The organism is Actinopolyspora biskrensis (assembly GCF_013408175.1).
Taxonomy (GTDB): Bacteria; Actinomycetota; Actinomycetes; order Mycobacteriales; family Pseudonocardiaceae; genus Actinopolyspora; species Actinopolyspora biskrensis.
Window position 1 is genome coordinate 1 of the sequence record NZ_JACBYW010000001.1, and the last position, 17532, is coordinate 17532.

A 17532-nucleotide genomic window follows, 5' to 3' on the forward strand; every position below is an offset into this window, starting at 1 on the left:
GCGCCCAAGGTACTGCACCCCCACGGGTGTGGGAGACTCGGACACCGCCGACCCAACCCCCCCAAGCCCGGCCCCCACCACAAGGGGGCCGGGCCATACTCATCTCTCACAACACAGCACAACACACACCCGCTCTGGTCGAGATCGACCCGCACCGTGAGTGATCCACCGCCCACGGAAACAGTATCCTGGGTCACATGGCCGAGGCGCGGATTCTTGTGGTGCAACCCTCCGAGAGCGCTCCAGTGGGAAAGCTGGGCGACTGGCTCGGGGAATCGGGTGCGGAGCTCGACGTCGTCGACCCCGCACGGGAGGCCGTTCCCGAGCGGCCGGACGAGTACTCGGGGGTGGTCGTGCTCGACGGGGGGATGAGCGCCACGGCCGATCCGCAACACCCGTGGCTCGGTACGCTGCGTAAACTGCTGAGCACTTCGACGAGTTCCGGAACTCCGGTGCTGGCTGTCGGCCTCGGTGCCCAGCTGCTCGCGATGGCGACGGGCGGAAGGCTCCGGACACGTGCCGACGGGCCCGAGGCGGGAACACTGCTGGTGGCCAAGCGGGACGCGGCAGCGGAGGACGTGTTGATCGGGCCGCTTCCGCTGACCCCGGACGTCTTCCAGTTCCACCGCGAGGAGATAAGTGCGCTGCCACCGACCGCTCAACTGCTGGCTGCCTCACCACGAGGGGAGAACCAGGCTTTCCGGGTCGGCACCCGAGCCTACGGGTTGCAGTTCCACATCGAGACCACACCGGAGATCGTCCGGGGGATGGTCGCCGGCGATCCGGAAATCGCCGCGACGATACGCCCGGGCCAGCTGGACGAGGAGCACCTCGAGCAGTTCCACGCCGATCTGGAGGAGTCGTGGAAACCGGTGGCCGAGCGTTTCGCCGAGATGGCAGCCACTCCTCCCGAAGAGCGGACCACCACTCGTTCCCTGCCACTCGCCTGAGAGACCGCGCGGCTCGGTTCGCTCGGGTGGTGAGTTTCGGTGCAGTGAGCGGCGAAGGGAACCCCGATCCGGACGACGAACCGACGACAGGTGGCAGGCCGGGGAGCACTGATGCTCCGGCACGGTGATCACGGACACGGAGAATCGACCACGGTCGGCCCTGTCGTCGTCACGTGATCGCATTACCGTGCTGGACATGGCCCAATCCAACTGGCAACGCTCCGGTGCGGTGCCGTCTCCGGCAAGGTACGGATTCAGCGACGTGGAGCGAGCCGAGACCCAGCTCCGCGCGGCCGGATGGTGGTTCGACAGCGGACCGCTGCCGGAAGCGGAGCAGGTGCTCGGCGCGCTGTCCCGAACTCCGGATCCGGATCTCGCGCTGCACTCGGTGGACCGGTTGCGGGAGGCGCTGGGCGGGAACTGGACGGAGCTCGCCGAGCGGTTGCGCACGGACCGGGGACTGCGCGCCCGGTTGCTGGCCACCCTGGGGTACTCCGGTGCTCTGGCGGATCACCTGGTAGCCCATCCCGGGGACTGGCGGCGGTTGTCCGGAACGGAGGAGGAGCACCGGCCGCGTTCCGGTGACTTCACCGCTGAGCTGTTGCACGGCGTGGGCGCGCTCGCCGCGGAGGAGGAACCTCCCGACTGTCCGGTGGCCGAGACGCGGGGGACGGCGGCCGTCAGCGAGCTGCGTGCCGTCTATCGGGGGCAGTTGCTCGAGATCGCCGCCGCCGACCTCGCCGGAGTGGTCGACCCCGGGATGCCGCAGCCGTCCTACGAGAAGGTGACAGCCTGGCTTTCCGACGCGGCGGTGGCCGCTCTGCGGGCGGCCTGGGCGGTGGCCGCGGCCGAGACCGGAATCGGACGGCAGCCGCCCCGGCTCGCCGTGATCGCGATGGGCAAGTGCGGCGGTCGTGAGCTCAACTACGTGAGTGACGTGGACGTCGTCTTCGTCGCGGAGTCCGAGGAGGACCTCAACCCGGCGACCAGGCTGGCCGGCACGTTGATGCGGATAGCGGGGTCGGCGTTCTTCGACGTGGACGCCGCGCTGCGTCCGGAGGGCAAGTCGGGGGCCCTGGTCCGCACTCTGGACGGCCATCTCGCCTACTACCGCCGCTGGGCACGGACCTGGGAGTTCCAGGCCCTGTTGAAGGCCCGGCCGGTGGCGGGGGACTCCGAGCTGGGACAGCGTTACGCGGACGCCGTCCAGCCGCTGGTGTGGACGGCCGCGGAGCGGGAGAACTTCGTGGCCGACGTGCGTTCCATGCGTCAGAAAGTGGAGCAGCACGTTCCCCAGGACCAGCTGGACCGGGAACTGAAGCTCGGAAAGGGGGGGCTGCGCGATGTCGAGTTCGCGGTGCAGCTGCTCCAGCTGGTGCACGGCAGGGGCGACGAGTCCGTCCGCTCGCGGTCCACGACGGAGGCGCTGCGCGCGCTGGGGGAACAGGGGTACGTGGCGCGCAGCGACGCCGCGGCCATGTCCGATTCCTACGCTTTTCTGCGCGGGGTGGAGCACCGGCTTCAGCTGAGGCGTCTGCGGCGCACGCATCTGTTCCCCCAGGCCGAGGAGCGCGAGACGCTGCACCAGCTCGCTCGTTCCATGGGGCTGCGTTCCCAGGGGCACCAGGAGGCCTCGGACGTGCTGCTCGGCGAGTACCGCAAGCAGATCAGCAGGGTGCGCCGGCTGCACGAGAAACTCTTCTACCGGCCGTTGTTGGAGTCGGTCGCCAAGGTTCCGAGCGAGGCGCTGCGGTTGACCACGAGCGCCGCGGTCGAGCGGCTCTCCGCGTTGGGCTACACCTCCCCCGAAGGTGCCCTGCGGCACATCGCCGCTCTGACCTCGGGAATGTCCAGAAGGGCCAGTATCCAGGGGGCTTTGCTGCCCGTTCTGCTGGATCTGCTCGGCAACACCCCGGACCCCGACGGTGGGCTGCTGGCCTACCGCAACGTCTCGGAGGCCCTGGCCGACACACCGTGGTACCTGCGGCTGCTGCGGGACGAGGCCGTGGTGGTCGAGCGGTTGGCGGTGCTGCTCGGCACCTCGAAGTTGGTGCCCGAGCTGTTGGTGCGGGCGCCGGAGGTGCTCCGGCTGCTGTCGGACGTCGAAGAGCTGGCGGGCCGGGATCCGGACGAGGTGGCTCGGTCACTGCGCAGTGCTGTGTCGCGGCACGTCGATCCGGACAGGGCCGCGGCGACCGCTCGCTCGTTGCGCAGGCACGAGTTGTTGCGTCTCGCCTGCGCCGACCTGTTGGGCGTGATGTCCCCGCGTGCGGTGTTCGACGCCCTGTCCGGTGTGTGGGTGGCGGTTCTGCAGGCGACGCTGGACGCGGCGGTGCGGGATGTGGCCGGAAGGCCGGAGTGGTCCGGTTCCGAGGGGGTGGTGGACGCCTCGCGGGAGCCCGCCCGCATCGCGGTGATCGGTATGGGCAGGTTGGGCGGGGCCGAGCTCGGGTACGGTTCGGACGCCGACGTGATGTTCGTCTGCGAACCGGAGGAGGGGGTGGCGGACAGCACCGCCGTCCGGTTCGCCACGGTCGTGGTCGAGCAGGTCCGCAGGGTTCTGGGCAAGCCGAGCCAGGACCCTCCGCTGGAAGTGGACACCGATCTCCGTCCGGAAGGGCGTTCGGGTCCGCTGGTGCGTACGTTGGACTCCTATCTGAACTACTACCGGAGATGGGCTCAGGTCTGGGAGGCGCAGGCCCTGTTGCGTGCCCGCCCCGTGGCGGGGGACGAGGAGCTGGGGGAGCGTTTCTGCCGTGCCGTTGATCCGATCCGGTACCCGGAGGGCGGGCTGGACGCGACCAAGGCGCGCGAGATTCGCCGCATCAAGGCGCGGGTGGACGCGGAGCGTTTGCCGCGTGGTGCCGATCCGGCCACGCACACGAAACTCGGCCGTGGCGGTTTGGCCGATGTGGAGTGGACGCTGCAGTTGCTGCAGTTGCGTTTCGCCGGTGATCTCCCCCCGCTGAGAACGACTTCGACCGTGGAGGGACTGCGGGTGGCCGTCCGGGAGGGCGTGCTGGATGCCGAGGACGGGCAGTTGCTGGAGACCGCGTGGACGACGGCGATGCGGGCACGCAATGCCGTGATGCTGGTGCGTGGCAAGGGCGGCGATCAGCTGCCGAAGCGCTCCGGGGAACTGGGGGCGGTCGCGGCGGCTCTGGGGTATCCGGCCGGTTCCGATTCGGGACAGGTGCTGGACGACTACCTGCGTGCGACCCGACGGGCTCGTGCCGTGGTGGAGCGGGTCTTCTACGAGGCCCCGCAGCGGTGACCGTGGACGGGTCGCAGCGGTGCTTTCCCACGTGGTCGGCTAGCCCGCACGCGGGTCTGCGCCTTGGCAGCGTCGGGCTCGCTCCTGAGCAGTGGACTGCGCGGCGAGCGGCCCGGCCTCGTGGTGCCTGAGACCCGGACACCGGGTCCTCTGGTCCTGCCCGTGCTGAAGCACCCGCGTCGGACGTGCCTCGGAACCTTTCGAGCGTTTCGCGCGAGACCGTCACTCTGGAACCGCTCCGGAAGGGACGTTCCGCGCGAAACGCCCACGCCGCGGTTCGGGTGGCGGTTTCGGCGCTGCCGCGCCGCGGGAGAACCCGTGGCGGGGCGCGTCGTTCGGAGTTTCCGCCTCCGAACAGTGGAATACGGTTGCTCCGAAACGGTGTTGGAACGGGCATGAAGGCTATCGCGCTCACCGAATTCGGAGAACCCGACGTTCTTTCGCAACAGGAGCTGGACGATCCGCTGGTCGGCCCCGACCGCGTGCTGGTGGAAACCAGGGCGGCCGGAGTCAACCCGGTGGACTGGAAAATCAGGCGCGGATATCTGCGCGGGGCGTTCCCGCACCACACACCGTTGATCTCCGGCTGGGACGTTTCCGGAGTCGTGCGTGCGGTGGGGCCCGCGGTGACGCAGTACAAGCCTGGCGACGAGGTCGTCGGCTACGTGCGCGAGGACCACGTGCAGAACGGGACCTACGCCGAACTGGTGGCCGCCCCGGAGCGCACTCTGGCGCACAAACCGAGCTCGGTCGATTTCACCCGGGCGGCCGGGCTGCCGTTGGCCGGATTGACCGCCCTGCAGATGCTGCGGTCGGTGGACGCGGACTCCGGGGACGTGGTGCTGGTGCACGCGGCCTCGGGCGGTGTGGGGCACTTGGCCGTGCAGATCGCGCGGGCGCTGGGGGCCGAACGGGTGATCGGTACGGCTTCGGAGCGCAACCACGACTTCCTGCGCGAACTGGGGGCGGAGCCGGTGACCTATGGCCCCGGGCTTCCGGAGCGGGTCGCCGAGGTCGTCGGTGGTGACGGCAAGATCGACGCCGCCGTGGACATGGCCGGGGGCACGGCGCTGAGCGAGACTCCGGGGATGCTGCGGGACAGCACGCGGCACGCCTCGGTCGAGGAGCCGGACACGGTGCTGGGGCAGGGCGGACACTACGTGTTCGTACGCCCGGACGCGGGGGAGCTGAACTGGCTGGGCGGGCTCATCGATCGTGGTGAGCTGCGCGTCGAGGTGCAGCGGAGCTTCCCGCTGCACGAGGCCGCACGGGCCCACGAACTGCTCGAGGAGGGACACGTGCGCGGAAAGCTGGTTCTCACGGTCGAGTGAGAGGTCGTGCGTGCAGGTGTCGCGGAGGTGCGGTCGCCGGGCACGTGTCCGCCCGCACCGCGAAGTCCTGCCGGCACCCCGTGGGAAAAGGGCCCCGCGCGGGGCCCTTTTCCCACGGGTGCGGGGATCAGTCGATCACACGTCGTAGTACAGCGCGAACTCGTACGGGTGCGGACGGAGCCGGATCGGGTCGATCTCGGTCTCCCGCTTGAGCGCGATGAAGTTCTCCAGAAGGTCCTCGGTGAACACGCCGCCCTCGAGCAGGTAGTCGTGGTCGGCCTCCAGGTTGTCCACCGCCTCGGAGAGGCTGGAGGGAACCTGCGGCACGTTCTTGGCCTCCTCCGGCGGGAGCTCGTAGAGGTCCTTGTCGATCGGTTCGGCCGGCTCGATCTTGTTGCGGATGCCGTCCAAGCCGGCCATCAGCATCGCGGCGAACCCGAGGTAGGGGTTGCCGGACGGGTCGGGGCAGCGGAACTCGACGCGCTTGGCCTTCGGGTTGGTTCCCGTGATCGGGATCCGCATGCAGGCGGAGCGGTTGCGCTGCGAGTACACCAGGTTCACCGGCGCCTCGAAGCCGGGGACCAGCCGGTGGTAGGAGTTCACCGTCGGGTTGGTCAGCGCCAGCAGGCTCGGGGCGTGGTGCAGGATGCCGCCGATGTAGTACCGGGCGGTGTCGGACAGCCCCGCGTAGCCGGACTCGTCGTGGAACATCGGGGCGCCGTTCTGCCACAGCGACATGTGGCAGTGCATTCCCGAGCCGTTGTCGCCGAACAGCGGCTTGGGCATGAAGGTGACGGTCTTGCCGTTGCGCCACGCGGTGTTCTTGATGATGTACTTGAACAGCTGCAGGTCGTCGGCCGCGTGCAGCATGGTGTTGAACTTGTAGTTGATCTCGGCCTGGCCGCCGGTGCCCACCTCGTGGTGCGCGCGCTCCACCTCGAACCCGGCCTTGATGAGCTCGCTGGTCATCTCGTCGCGCAGATCGGCGTAGTGGTCGTAGGGCGCGACGGGGAAGTAGCCACCCTTGTAGCGGGTCTTGTACCCCAGGTTTCCGCCTTCTTCGGCCCGTCCGGTGTTCCACCAGCCCTCGACCGAATCCACTTCGTGGAAGGAGGAGTTCGCGTCCTCGGAGTAACGTACCGAGTCGAAGACGTAGAACTCCGCCTCGGACGCGAAGAACGCGGTGTCCGCGATTCCGGACTCGCTCAGGTACTGCTCCGCCTTGCGCGCGATGTTGCGCGGGTCACGGCTGTAGGGCTCCAACGTGAACGGGTCGTGCACGAAGAAGTTGAGGATCAGCGTCTTCTCGATGCGGAACGGATCGATCCGGGCCGTGTAAGGGTCGGGCAGCAGCAGCATGTCCGATTCGTGGATCGACTGGAAACCACGCACCGAAGAGCCGTCGAAGGCCAACCCCTCGGTGAAGGTGTCGTGGTCGAACGCCGAGGCGGGGACGGTGAAGTGCTGCATGACGCCCGGCAGGTCGCAGAACCGGACGTCGACGAACTTCACACCCTCGTCGGAGATGAAGCGTAGGACCTCGTCTGGATTCTTGAACACCCTCGATGGCTCCTTCACGCGTTGGTGCCGCTCATCGGGGCAAGCCTTTGCCGCCGACTCGGCAACGAAGTTAAGGACGGGGTGTTGCCCCACCGTCACCCGCGTGTTTCGCCGACGTTAACGAAACGAATCCGGATTTCGGTTCTGTTGTGCCGCAGCCCTGCCCCGGGGCGGACGGCCGGGCGGACGCGTGGTCGTGGTCGGCGCGGTCCGCGGTGCGGGAGGCAACGACCTCCGTGGCGGTCCGTATGCTGGTTTTCGTGGGTAGAGTACTCGGGTCCTGGTTGTCCGGCCCCTCGGCCGCGCGTGAGTCCGCCGAGCCGCAGCAGAGCTGGCGGGGGGAACGCATCGGCCTGCCGGAAAGCGGTTCCGGCTCCGTGGCCCCCACCGGTCGGCGTGTTACGGGGTTTCTGCTGGACATCGTGCTGGCGGCTTTGGTGGCCGGATTGTTCACCGCTCCCGAACTCCCGAAGAACTGGAGCCTGCTCGCGTGGGCGGTGATCACCTTCGTCCCGGTCGCCTTCTTCGGGTTCACCCCGGGGATGGCCGTCGTCGGAATATGGGTGGCGCGTCTCGACGGTTCGGCGACCGTGGGAGTCCCCAGGGCACTGCTGCGCTGCGTCCTGAGCGCGGTGATAGTCCCCGCCGTCCTGTGGAACCTGGACGGGCGCTCCTGGCACGACCGGCTGAGCGGAACCGCCGTGCTGCGTCGTTGACGGTTCGGGCCTGCTCGGTTACGTCCCCGGGAACGGTTCCTCCGGACGGAGGAGGGGAGGTAACCGGTGCTTCATCCCGTGACCACTCCCTCCCGTGACGGTCCCCGCGGAGGCCGTGGCCGGTGCACGATCCCCGCGCTCCGTGGCGGAGACCGTGCCCGTTCGAGAAGCGTGGACTTCGCCACGGAGCGCTTCTCCCGGTTACTTCCTGCGGGTGGCGCGTTGCATGTTGCGCATCTTGGCGCCCTGCGGAGCAGGCCCCTTGGGCGTGGCCGTGCCCCTGCTTCCGATGGCTTCGAGGCGTTTGTCCAGCGAGTCGATCTGTCCCGCGTTGATGTTGCGCGGTAGCTTCATGATCCTGGACTGGAGCTTGCTCAGCGGAACCTGGTCCTGCTCGTCCCCGACGACGAACTCGTAGATGGGAGTGTCGCCCACGAGCCGGGAGATGCGTTTCTTCTCCTGGCTCATGAGGTTCTTCACCCGGTTCGGGGAGCCCTCGCCGACCAGCACGACCCCCGGTTTCCCGATGACCCGGTGCACCGCGTCGAGTTGGCTGGTCCCGGCGACTCCCTGGGCCAGCTGCCACTTGCCCCGCATGTTCTCCAGGGCCCAGCCCGCGGCACCGGGCTGCCCGCTGGCCTTGCTGTAGACGTTGGCCTGCACGCGCCTGCCGAAGATGATGACCGCTCCCAGCGCACCGAGGGCGACGCCCACGGGGAGGAAGAACCAGTGCAGTCCCCAGACGAGGCCGAGTAGGAACGCCACTACGGCCGTGCCGAGCAGCACCGCGAGCATCAGCGGTACGAGCAGCCGATCCTCCCGGCGTTGCATCTTGAACGCCTCGAACAGCTGTTTGCGGCGGGCGCTCGACGCCTGCCGCTTCTGCTTGGCCGCTTCTTTCTTGGCGGCCCGGTCCTGCTTGGCCATACCCACAGGATACGGCCGGGGATGCGGGACTCGTCCATACGGTTCGCCCCGCGCCGGATCGGCTCGTTGAGGAGCGCTTACCCGGGCGCGGCACCCGTCCGCGAGACCGGCGGCGCGGGTGGGCGGGTGCCGGTGCGCCCACCCGCGCCGCTTCGGTCCCGATCGGTTCGAAAGCGGCCGGTGCGGAGGTTCCGCGGCCGCGCCGCTCAGCGGGACAGCAGGTTGCTCGCCTCCTGAGCGGCCGTTCCGGCCTTGGCCAGGTGCTCGAGGTTCTCCGGAAGCGGCATGCCGCGGTGCTCGGTGGCCTTGGCGTACAGCCTTCCGGCGCGGTAGCTGGACCGCACCAGCGGGCCCGCCATGACCCCGGGGAACCCGATCCGCTCCGCGGCCTTGGTGTGCTCCACGAACTCCTCGGGCTTGACCCAGCGGTCCACCGGGTGGTGCCGCGGGCTGGGCCGCAGGTACTGCGTAATGGTGATGATGTCGCAGCCCGCCTCGTGCAGATCACGAAGCGTGGGCTCGACCTCCTCCGGGGTCTCGCCCATTCCGAGGATCAGGTTGGACTTGGTGACCAACCCCGCCTCGCGGGCGAGCGTGAGCACCTTGAGCGAGCGGTCGTAGCGGAAAGCGGGCCGCATCCGCTTGAACACGCTCGGAACCGTCTCGATGTTGTGCGCGAGCACCTCCGGACGTGATCCGAAGACCTCGGCGAGCTGGTCGGGCTCTGCGTTGAAGTCGGGGATGAGCAGTTCGACACCGGTTCCGGGGTTCAGCTCGTGGATCTGACGCACCGTCTCCGCGTACAGCCACGCCCCGCCGTCCTCCAGGTCGTCACGGGCCACACCGGTCACGGTCGAGTAGCGCAGGCCCATCGCCTGCACCGACTCCGCGACCTTTCGCGGCTCGGTGGTGTCCAGCTCGGCGGGTTTGCCCGTGTCGATCTGGCAGAAGTCACAGCGGCGGGTGCACTGGTCCCCACCGATGAGGAAGGTGGCTTCCCTGTCCTCCCAGCACTCGAAGATGTTGGGACAGCCTGCCTCCTCGCAGACGGTGTTGAGGCCCTCACGCTGTACCAGCCCCTTGAGTTCCTGGTACTCCGGGCCCATGCGGGCACGCGTCTTGATCCAGGACGGCTTCTTCTCGATCGGCGTTTGGCTGTTGCGGGCTTCCAGCCGCAACAACTTCCGCCCCTCCGGCGCCACAGTCACGACCACAGGTTACGCCCCGCCCGCCGGGCGGCGACAATGACCGAGGTCACCCGATCTTCACCCGGAGGGCACCGCGCCCGGTGCCGAGTGCTCCCGGGCGAGCGGGTCCGCCTCGACGGCGACCGCTCATCCGGACGAGGTCCCGGGGGAAGTCACAGGGGCGGCTCCACGCCGGTCAGCTCGGCGGTGAGCTCCCAGAGGCGTTCCGCGGTCGAGTCGTCCTCCGCCGCGGGGTTCTTCCTGGCTCGCTTGGGGGCACCGCGGGTCTCGGCCACGCGGGAGGGGCCGAAGAAGTCGTCGCCGGAAACCCCGGGGGCGGTGGCGGCGTACAGCTGGGGCAGCGCCCCGATCTCCACCCGCTGGGTGACCGCACCGGTGATCGTGCGGACCGTTTTGCCCACCGGCCCGGGTAACTTGCGCTGCCGAGCGGAGTTGGGGATCAGCTCGGTTCCGGTCATGCCCGGGTGCGCGGCGACACTGATCACGTCCGCTTCGGCGGAGCGGAGCCTGCTGTCCAGTTCGCGGGTGAACAGCAGGTTGGCCAGTTTGGACTGCGAGTAGGCCCGCATCGGGGTGTAGCGGCGGCGCCGGAAGTTCGGGTCCGAGGTGTCGAGCCCCCTGCCGTGATGGGCGAGACTGGTCAGTGTCACCACTCGCGCGTTCGCGGACCCGCGCAGGGCGGGCATCAACAGCCAGGTCAGCGCGGCGTGACCGAGGTGGTTGGTTCCGAACTGCAGTTCGTGGCCGTCCGCGGTGCTCCGGTGCGGGGTCGCCATGACCCCGGCGTTGTTCATCAACAGGTCCAGGCGATCGCCGGTGCGTTCCCTGACGGCGGGGGCGGCGTCGCGGACCGAGTTCAGGTCGGCCAGGTCGAGCCGGATCAGCTCGGGAGGTGTCGCGGCCGTCGCCGCGACCCTGCGCAACGCGGCCGTGCCGCGTTCGGAGTCCCTGCAGCCGAGCAGCACCCGCGCGCCGCGCTCGGCGAGAGCTCGGGCGCTGTGCAGCCCCAGTCCGGAATTCGCTCCGGTGATCAGAACCGTTCTCCCGGACTGGTCCGGGATGGCGCTCTCGTCCCACTTGGTCATGCCGCAGTCCTATCCCACGAGGATCACCGGGACAACGCCGCGTCCTCGCCGATGTCCGCGAAGTTCGGAAGGGGCAGGTGAGCGCTGTCCGATGCCGGGGCGCCCGCCCTCCGCGAGCCGGTGCGCGGAGCGGCTCGCCCCGAAGGTCGTTAGCCTCGATGACGTGACCGAGGAATTCAAGCTCAGGATCTTCACCGAACCCCAGCAGGGCGCCACCTACGACGACCTGCTCCGAGTGGCGCGCACGGCGGAATCGGCCGGCTACGACGCCTTCTTCCGCTCGGATCACTATCTGCGGATGGGGGATGCCAGCGGGCTGCCCGGTCCGACCGACGCGTGGCTGACGCTGGCCGGGCTGGCACGCGAGACCTCGCGGTTGCGGCTGGGCACGTTGATGAGCGCGGCGACGTTCCGCCTGCCCGGTCCGCTCGCGATCTCGGTCGCCCAGGTGGACCAGATGTCCGGAGGACGGGTCGAGCTCGGGCTCGGCAGCGGCTGGTACGAGGAGGAGCACACGGCCTACGGCATCCCGTTCCCACCGCTGCGGGAACGTTTCGACTGGTACAGCGAGCAGCTGGAGATCGTCACCGGCATGTGGGCCACGCCCTCCGGCTCCACTTTCGACCACGAGGGAACCCACTACCGGATCAGCGACTCCCCGGCGCTGCCGAAGCCGGTACAGCGTCCCCGGCCTCCCGTGCTCATCGGAGGGGCGGGCAAGAAGCGGACGCCCGAGCTGGCGGCGAGGTTCGCCGACGAGTTCAACCTTCCCTTCACGGACGAGGACACGGCGCGGGCGCAGTTCGAACGTGTCGACGCGGCGTGCCGGGAGGTCGGAAGGGACCCGGCGGAGATCGTGCGGTCGGCCGCGCTCGTGCTGTGCGTCGGCAGGAACGAGTCCGAGCTCGCCCGGCGCGCCGAGGCCATCGGACGCGATGTGGACGAGCTCCGCGCCAACGGCCTGGCGGGCACTCCGTCCGAGGTGGTGGACAAGATCGGGCGGTGGCGCAGGAGCACCGGGATCACCAGGGCCTACCTCCAGGTGCTCGATCTGACCGATCCGGACCACATCGAGCTGGTGGCCTCCGAGGTGGCGGGCAGCCTGGACTGACCGGAGGCCCCGTGCCGACCGCCCGTGCGGCGGGTCCCCTGGCGGGGGCGGGGTCAGCGCAGGCTCGGGTCCAGCGAGAACGTCATCCCGGCCGGTGCCTCGGGGGACGAGCGGATGTCGCACTCGGTGACCTCGAGGGCTCCGTCCAGCGCGTCCGGCACGGCCTTCCGCACCAGCGGAAGCGCCTCCGCCACGGTGACCTCCCTGCCCAGTTCCGCCGACAGCGAGGTGACCCCTGCGTCGCTGATCCCGCAGGGGACGATGCGGTCGAACTCGCTCATGTCCGAGTTGCAGTTGAGCTCGAGGCCGTGCATCGTCACGCCGCGCTGCACCCGGATGCCGATCGCGGCGATCTTGCGTTCCGGACGGCTCCCGTCGGCGGCGAGCCACACACCGCTGCGCCCCTCGACGCGCCCGGTGCGCAGACCGAACTCGGCGCACACCCGGATCAGCGCCTGCTCCAGCCTGCGCACGTACTCGACCACGTCGACCGGGTCGGCGAGCCGCAGGATCGGGTAACCGACGAGCTGTCCCGGACCGTGCCAGGTGATCTTGCCGCCGCGGTCGACGTCGATCACCGGTGTGCCGTCCTGCGGGCGGTCCTCCGGCCTGGTGCGCTTGCCCGCCGTGTAGACCGAGGGATGCTCCAGCAGGAGCAGCGTGTCCGCCCCGGAGTCCTCCGCGCGTGCCGTGGCCAGTTCCCGCTGGCGCTGCCATGCGGCCTGATAGTCGATCGTGCCCAGCTCCTGCACCTCGATCTCGTGCGAGGCGGAGCGGCACGAGCTTCCGCTGTCGCTCACGTCGTCAGCCTAACGCTCGTGGGTCCCGGACGGTTCACCGCACGGAGCGACGAGCCCGTGCGGCCCCCGAAGGGGCTCCGAAAGGTCTCCCCGGTCGAGTCGTCGGTCGGGGAGGGAGCCGCTACCCGGTGGCGGGCCTGCCCGCGGCGAGAGCCCGCGAGAGGTTCCGCCACCCGCGTCGCCACGCCAAGCCCCGCCACGGTTCCGGCCTCATGCGGAGATCGCGGTTCCCAGCGCGGACCGCACGGTGGCGTGCTGGAAGTTGAAGCCGTGCTCCTCCAGCGCTCCCGGCACGGCCCGCTGCCCGGTCAGCGCGAGCTGCTGGGCGAGTTCTCCCAGCACGGCCTGCAAGGCGAAGGCGGGGAGCACCCACGGGGTGGGACGGCCGAGCGCTTCGCCCAGGGCTCTGGTGAACTCGGCGTTGCTGACCGGTTCGGGGCCGGTGAGGTTCACCGGACCGGACAGCTCCGGGTTCTCGAGCGCGAAACGGATCCCGGCTATCCCGTCGTCCAGGGATATCCAGGGCACGTACTGCGTTCCCGCGCCGAGCCTGCCGCCGAGCATCAGGGAGAACAGCGGTTTGAGCCGCCCCAGCAACCCGCCGGAGGGGGACAGCACCGGACCGATCCGGAGTCGTACGACCCTGGCGGGGCCCGCGTGCTCCGTCGCTGCTTCCCATCGGCGGCAGAGCTCGGCGAGGAAGCCGGTTCCCGGCTCGGCCGACTCGGTGACCACCCTGCTGCCGGTGTCTCCGTAGTAGGACACTCCGGAAGCGTTGATCAACGTCGGGATCCGCCTCGTGCGGACCGCCTCGGCCAGCACGGTCGTGCTCCTGATCCGCGAGTGGGCCAGCTCCCGCTTGCGCTCGGCCGTCCACCGCTTGCCCATCAGCGGGGCTCCGCAGAGGTTGACGACGGCGTCGGCCTCGTCGAGGGCGCGCTCGTCGAGTTCGCCCCCGTCCGGGTCCCATTCGCGTTCGTCCGGTGCCTGCGCCGTACCGCGCACCAGGCGAATCACCTCGTGCCGTGCGTGCCGCAGCGCGGGGACGAGATGGCTTCCGAGCAGGCCGGAGGAACCGGCGATCACCACACGCATGCCCTGATCTTCGCGCAATGATCGCCACAACGCGAGGTCCGTCGCGCGACTGGTGAGTACCCCGGTGGTGCGCGGGCAGGACGCGAAAAGGCCGGGGCCGTCCCACTCCGTCGGGACGGCCCCGGCCTTACCGGCGCTTCACGCGGGGGGTCCGGCCGCGCGGGTTCGCTCACAGGCCGAGGTCGGCCTCGAAGGCCCCCTCTTCCAGCCGCTGCTTGACCGTGTTCAGGAAGCGGGCCGCGTCGGCGCCGTCGACGAGCCGGTGGTCGTAGGACAACGCCAGGTAGGCCATCGAGCGGATGGCGATGGTGTCGCCCCCCGCCTCGTCGGAGACGACCACCGGGCGCTTCACGACCATCCCGGTCCCCAGCATGCCCACTTGCGGTGGGTTCAGGATCGGGGTGTCGAACAGGGCACCGCGACTGCCCGTGTTGGTCAGCGTGAACGTGCCACCGCTGAGCTCGGTGGGCTTGACCTTGCTCTCCCTGGTGCGCTCGGCCACGTCGGAGATCTTGCGCGCGAGTCCGCCGAGATTGAGGTCACCCGCGTCGTGGACCACCGGGCTGAGCAGACCGCGTTCGGTGTCCACGGCGATCGAGAGGTGCTCCGCACCGTGGTAGGTGATCTCCTTGGCTTCCTCGTCGACCGAGGCGTTGAGCTTCGGGTGCAGCTTCAGCGCCTCGACCGTGGCCTTGGCGAAGAAGGGCAGGAAGGAGAGCTTGACCCCCTCGGCGGATTCGAAGTTCTCCTTGGCCTGCTCCCGCAGCCGGGCGATCCTGGTGACGTCGACCTCGGTGACCGTGGTCAGCTGCGCCGCCGTCTGCAGGGAGTCGACCATCCGCTGGGCCAGCACCTGCCGCAGCCGCGACATCTTCTGGGTGGTGCCGCGCAGCGCCTTGGCCTCCGGGGAGGGCTCCTGGTCGGCAGCGGTGGTCGCGGGCTCGGTCACCGGTGGTTTGGCGCCGGAGGACTGCTGTCCACCGGTCTCCCGCGGCTGGGAGCGCTCGGCGATGGCCGCCTGAACGTCCTGCTTGCGGATGCGTCCGCCGACACCGGTTCCCCGCAGCGAACGCAGATCGATCCCGTGTTCGTTGGCGAGCTTGCGCACCAGCGGGGTGACGTACGGGGCCGATGACTCGGCCTCTTCCCGTTCCGCCACCGCGGGCTGGGCAGCGGCGGGCTGCTGCGGCTCGGGGGAGGGCTGCGGTGCGGGTGCCTCCGCTTCGGCGGGTTCGGGGGAGGGCTGCGGTGCCGGAGCGGGGGCAGCGGGTTGCTCCTGCTGCTTCGGCTCCTCGGACGAGGGGGCGGTTGCCCCGGACGGGGCCGCGCCCTGCTCACCGACCACGGCGAGTTTCGCACCGACCTCGATGGTGTCGTCCTCGCCCGCGGTGATCTCCAGGATCGTTCCCGCGACGGGCGAGGGAACCTCCGTGTCGACCTTGTCGGTGGAGACCTCCAGGAGAGGTTCGTCGACTTCGACGGTGTCCCCGACCTGTTTGAGCCACCGGGTGATCGTGCCCTCGCTGACGCTCTCACCGAGTGCCGGCATCTGCACGTCGGATCCCCGGGCCGCACCCGCGCCGGACTGCTCGGGCCGGGAGGCCGGAGCCTGCTGGGGGGCGGGCTCCGGTTCGGGAGCCGGTTCCGGTTCGGGGGCGGCCTGCTCGGCTGCCTGTCCCGACTGCTCCTGCGCGGGCGGGGTCTCGCCGCTGTCCCCGATCAGGGCCAGCTCACCACCGACCTCGATGGTGTCGTCCTCGCTGGCTACTATTTGCTGCACTACACCGGCGGCGGGAGAGGGGATCTCCGTGTCGACCTTGTCGGTGGAGACCTCCAGGAGAGGTTCGTCGACTTCGACGGTGTCCCCGACCTGTTTGAGCCACCGGGTGATCGTGCCCTCGCTGACGCTCTCACCGAGTGCCGGCATCTGGACAGAGAAGGCCATCTTTTGCTGACTCCTCGTACTCGTGGCGTGTGGTGGACGGGCGTTCTTCCGGTTGAGCGTTGCGCGTCAGCCGTGTACGTGCAGTGGTTTGCCCGCCAGGGCGAGATGCGCCTCGCCGAGTGCCTCCGACTGCGTCGGGTGGGGGTGCACCAGCGGGGCCACGTCCTCGGGGAGAGCTTCCCAGTTGTAGATGAGCTGTGCTTCGCTGATGAGCTCGCCCACTCGCTCACCGACCAGATGCAGGCCGAGCACCGGTCCGTCCGCGGCGCGGACGACCTTGGCCGATCCCGGTGTCTTGAGGATCTGGCTCTTGCCGTTGCCCGCCAGGTCGTAGGTGAAGGTCTCGACCTTGTCGTACTGCTCCCGCGCTTCGCTCTCGGTGAGCCCGACCGAGGCCACCTCGGGGTTGCTGTAGGTCACCCGCGGGATGCCGGCCTCGTCGATGACCGGGGGGTTGAGCCCGGCGATGTCCTCGGCGATGAACACGCCCTGCTGGAAACCGCGGTGCGCCAGCTGCAGACCGGGGACGATGTCACCGACCGCGTAGACGCCGGGGAGGTTGGTGCGGAGCCGTTCGTCGGTGCGTACGAAGCCGCGCTCCAACGAGACCCCGGCCTCCTCGTAGCCGTGCCCCGCCGTGTTCGGGCCCCGGCCCACGGCTACGAGCAGCAGGTCGGCCTCCAGCGTCTCGCCGTTCTCCAGGCTGACCGTCACGCCCTCGTCGGTCTGCTGCGCACCGGTGAACTTGACCCCGGTGGAGAACTTGATGCCGCGCTTGCGGAAGGCGCGCTCGAGCTGCTTCGAGCTGGACTCGTCCTCGTTGGGCACCAGGTGGGGGAGAGCCTCGACGACGTTCACCTCGGCCCCGAAGGAGCGCCACACGCTGGCGAACTCGACTCCGATGACGCCGCCGCCGAGGACGACGACCTTCTCCGGCACGTGATCGAGGTTGAGCGCCTGCTCACTGGCGATGATGCGGCCGCCGAACTCGAGCCCCGGCAGGGTCTTGGAGTAGGACCCGGTGGCGAGTACGACGTTGTTGCCGGTGTAGTGGGCCCCGTCGACCTCGACGGTGTTGGCGTCGACGAGCGTTCCCGCGCCCTCCACGTAGTTGACCTTGTGGGCCTTGGCCAGCCCCTGCAGGCCCTTGTGAAGTTTGGTGACGATGCCGTCCTTGTAGGAGTTGACACCGTCCATGTCGATGCCCTCGAGGGAGGCTTTCACACCGATCTGGGAGCTCTCGCGTGTGGAATCCGCGACCTCGGCGGCGTGCAACAAGGCTTTGGTGGGGATGCACCCTCGGTGCAGACAGGTCCCACCGAGCTTGTCCTTTTCGATGAGGGTGACGGAAAGGCCCAGCTCCGCCGCGCGGAAAGCGCAGGCGTAGCCGCCGGAGCCGCCACCGAGGATGACTAGATCGGCGGACGTGTCGGTCACTTCGCACTCCTCGACAGGCATCATTGTTCACTCACTGCTGCTGGGGCGGAGGATCCCCCGCCACCGGAAGCCATCTTGTCACCACGTGAGCCA

General features: G+C 69.4%; 13 protein-coding genes. 5 read left to right on the forward strand and 8 right to left on the reverse strand.

What is annotated here, in order from left to right; genetic code table 11:
- Positions 1-197 precede the first annotated feature (197 nt).
- The 3 genes from FHR84_RS00005 (at position 198) to FHR84_RS00015 (ending at position 5555) form a co-directional block, all read left to right on the forward strand.
- On the forward strand, positions 198-950 hold the full coding sequence (locus FHR84_RS00005) for a type 1 glutamine amidotransferase (RefSeq protein ID WP_179533353.1): 753 nt from the start codon (positions 198-200) through the stop codon (positions 948-950).
- A 196-nt stretch (positions 951-1146) separates the two neighbouring features.
- Positions 1147-4224: a bifunctional [glutamine synthetase] adenylyltransferase/[glutamine synthetase]-adenylyl-L-tyrosine phosphorylase gene (locus FHR84_RS00010; RefSeq protein ID WP_179533354.1), complete on the forward strand. Its 3078-nt coding sequence runs from the start codon at positions 1147-1149 to the stop codon at positions 4222-4224.
- Between the two features lie 395 nt (positions 4225-4619).
- Positions 4620-5555 carry an NADP-dependent oxidoreductase gene (locus tag FHR84_RS00015; RefSeq protein WP_179533355.1) on the forward strand — a complete coding sequence of 312 codons (936 nt, stop codon included), beginning with the start codon at positions 4620-4622 and terminating at the stop codon, positions 5553-5555.
- A gap of 135 nt (positions 5556-5690) precedes the next feature.
- Here the strand turns inward: FHR84_RS00015 and glnA are convergent, their stop codons facing one another.
- The gene (gene glnA / locus FHR84_RS00020) at positions 5691-7115 is read right to left on the reverse strand and encodes a type I glutamate--ammonia ligase (RefSeq protein WP_179533356.1); all 1425 of its coding nucleotides are present in this window, start codon (positions 7113-7115) and stop codon (positions 5691-5693) included.
- Between the two features lie 260 nt (positions 7116-7375).
- Here glnA and FHR84_RS00025 point away from each other — a divergent pair, with 260 nt between their 5' ends.
- On the forward strand, positions 7376-7831 hold the full coding sequence (locus tag FHR84_RS00025; RefSeq protein ID WP_425489829.1) for an RDD family protein: 456 nt from the start codon (positions 7376-7378) through the stop codon (positions 7829-7831).
- Positions 7832-8032: 201 nt separating this feature from the next.
- On the opposite strand, the gene FHR84_RS00030 is transcribed toward FHR84_RS00025, so the two are convergent.
- The 3 genes from FHR84_RS00030 to FHR84_RS00040 all read right to left on the reverse strand — a co-directional run bounded on the left by FHR84_RS00030 (position 8033) and on the right by FHR84_RS00040 (position 11051).
- Positions 8033-8758, reverse strand: coding sequence for a DUF4191 domain-containing protein (locus FHR84_RS00030; RefSeq protein ID WP_179533357.1), 726 nt, complete (start codon positions 8756-8758; stop codon positions 8033-8035).
- 206 nt (positions 8759-8964) lie between these two features.
- Positions 8965-9966, reverse strand: coding sequence for a lipoyl synthase (lipA, locus tag FHR84_RS00035; RefSeq protein WP_179533358.1), 1002 nt, complete (start codon positions 9964-9966; stop codon positions 8965-8967).
- A 152-nt stretch (positions 9967-10118) separates the two neighbouring features.
- Positions 10119-11051, reverse strand: coding sequence for an oxidoreductase (locus tag FHR84_RS00040; RefSeq protein WP_179533359.1), 933 nt, complete (start codon positions 11049-11051; stop codon positions 10119-10121).
- 163 nt (positions 11052-11214) lie between these two features.
- Between FHR84_RS00040 and FHR84_RS00045 the strand changes: the two genes are divergently transcribed.
- On the forward strand, positions 11215-12162 hold the full coding sequence (locus FHR84_RS00045) for a TIGR03560 family F420-dependent LLM class oxidoreductase (RefSeq protein ID WP_179533360.1): 948 nt from the start codon (positions 11215-11217) through the stop codon (positions 12160-12162).
- Between the two features lie 53 nt (positions 12163-12215).
- Here FHR84_RS00045 and lipB read toward each other — a convergent pair whose 3' ends face one another.
- The 4 genes from lipB to lpdA all read right to left on the reverse strand — a co-directional run bounded on the left by lipB (position 12216) and on the right by lpdA (position 17439).
- Positions 12216-12962: a lipoyl(octanoyl) transferase LipB gene (gene lipB, locus FHR84_RS00050; protein WP_179533361.1), complete on the reverse strand. Its 747-nt coding sequence runs from the start codon at positions 12960-12962 to the stop codon at positions 12216-12218.
- 210 nt (positions 12963-13172) lie between these two features.
- On the reverse strand, positions 13173-14057 hold the full coding sequence (locus FHR84_RS00055) for a TIGR01777 family oxidoreductase (protein WP_179533362.1): 885 nt from the start codon (positions 14055-14057) through the stop codon (positions 13173-13175).
- 169 nt (positions 14058-14226) lie between these two features.
- Positions 14227-16002, reverse strand: a complete 1776-nt coding sequence (gene sucB / locus FHR84_RS00060) for a 2-oxoglutarate dehydrogenase, E2 component, dihydrolipoamide succinyltransferase (RefSeq protein ID WP_179533363.1) — start codon at positions 16000-16002, stop codon at positions 14227-14229.
- Between the two features lie 66 nt (positions 16003-16068).
- Complete coding sequence (gene lpdA, locus FHR84_RS00065; protein ID WP_179533364.1) at positions 16069-17439, reverse strand: dihydrolipoyl dehydrogenase; 1371 nt, start codon at positions 17437-17439, stop codon at positions 16069-16071.
- Positions 17440-17532 lie beyond the last annotated feature (93 nt).

What these genes read in the sequence shown, in the direction of transcription:
- FHR84_RS00055 (WP_179533362.1), bottom strand. Translation starts at nt 14,057, where the DNA reads ATGCGTGTGGTGATCGCCGGTTCCTCCGGCCTGCTCGGAAGCCATCTC.
- FHR84_RS00005 (WP_179533353.1), top strand. Translation starts at nt 198, where the DNA reads ATGGCCGAGGCGCGGATTCTTGTGGTGCAACCCTCCGAGAGCGCTCCA.
- FHR84_RS00015 (WP_179533355.1), top strand. Translation starts at nt 4,620, where the DNA reads ATGAAGGCTATCGCGCTCACCGAATTCGGAGAACCCGACGTTCTTTCG.
- FHR84_RS00010 (WP_179533354.1), top strand. Translation starts at nt 1,147, where the DNA reads ATGGCCCAATCCAACTGGCAACGCTCCGGTGCGGTGCCGTCTCCGGCA.
- FHR84_RS00040 (WP_179533359.1), bottom strand. Translation starts at nt 11,051, where the DNA reads ATGACCAAGTGGGACGAGAGCGCCATCCCGGACCAGTCCGGGAGAACG.
- FHR84_RS00030 (WP_179533357.1), bottom strand. Translation starts at nt 8,758, where the DNA reads ATGGCCAAGCAGGACCGGGCCGCCAAGAAAGAAGCGGCCAAGCAGAAG.
- sucB (WP_179533363.1), bottom strand. Translation starts at nt 16,002, where the DNA reads ATGGCCTTCTCTGTCCAGATGCCGGCACTCGGTGAGAGCGTCAGCGAG.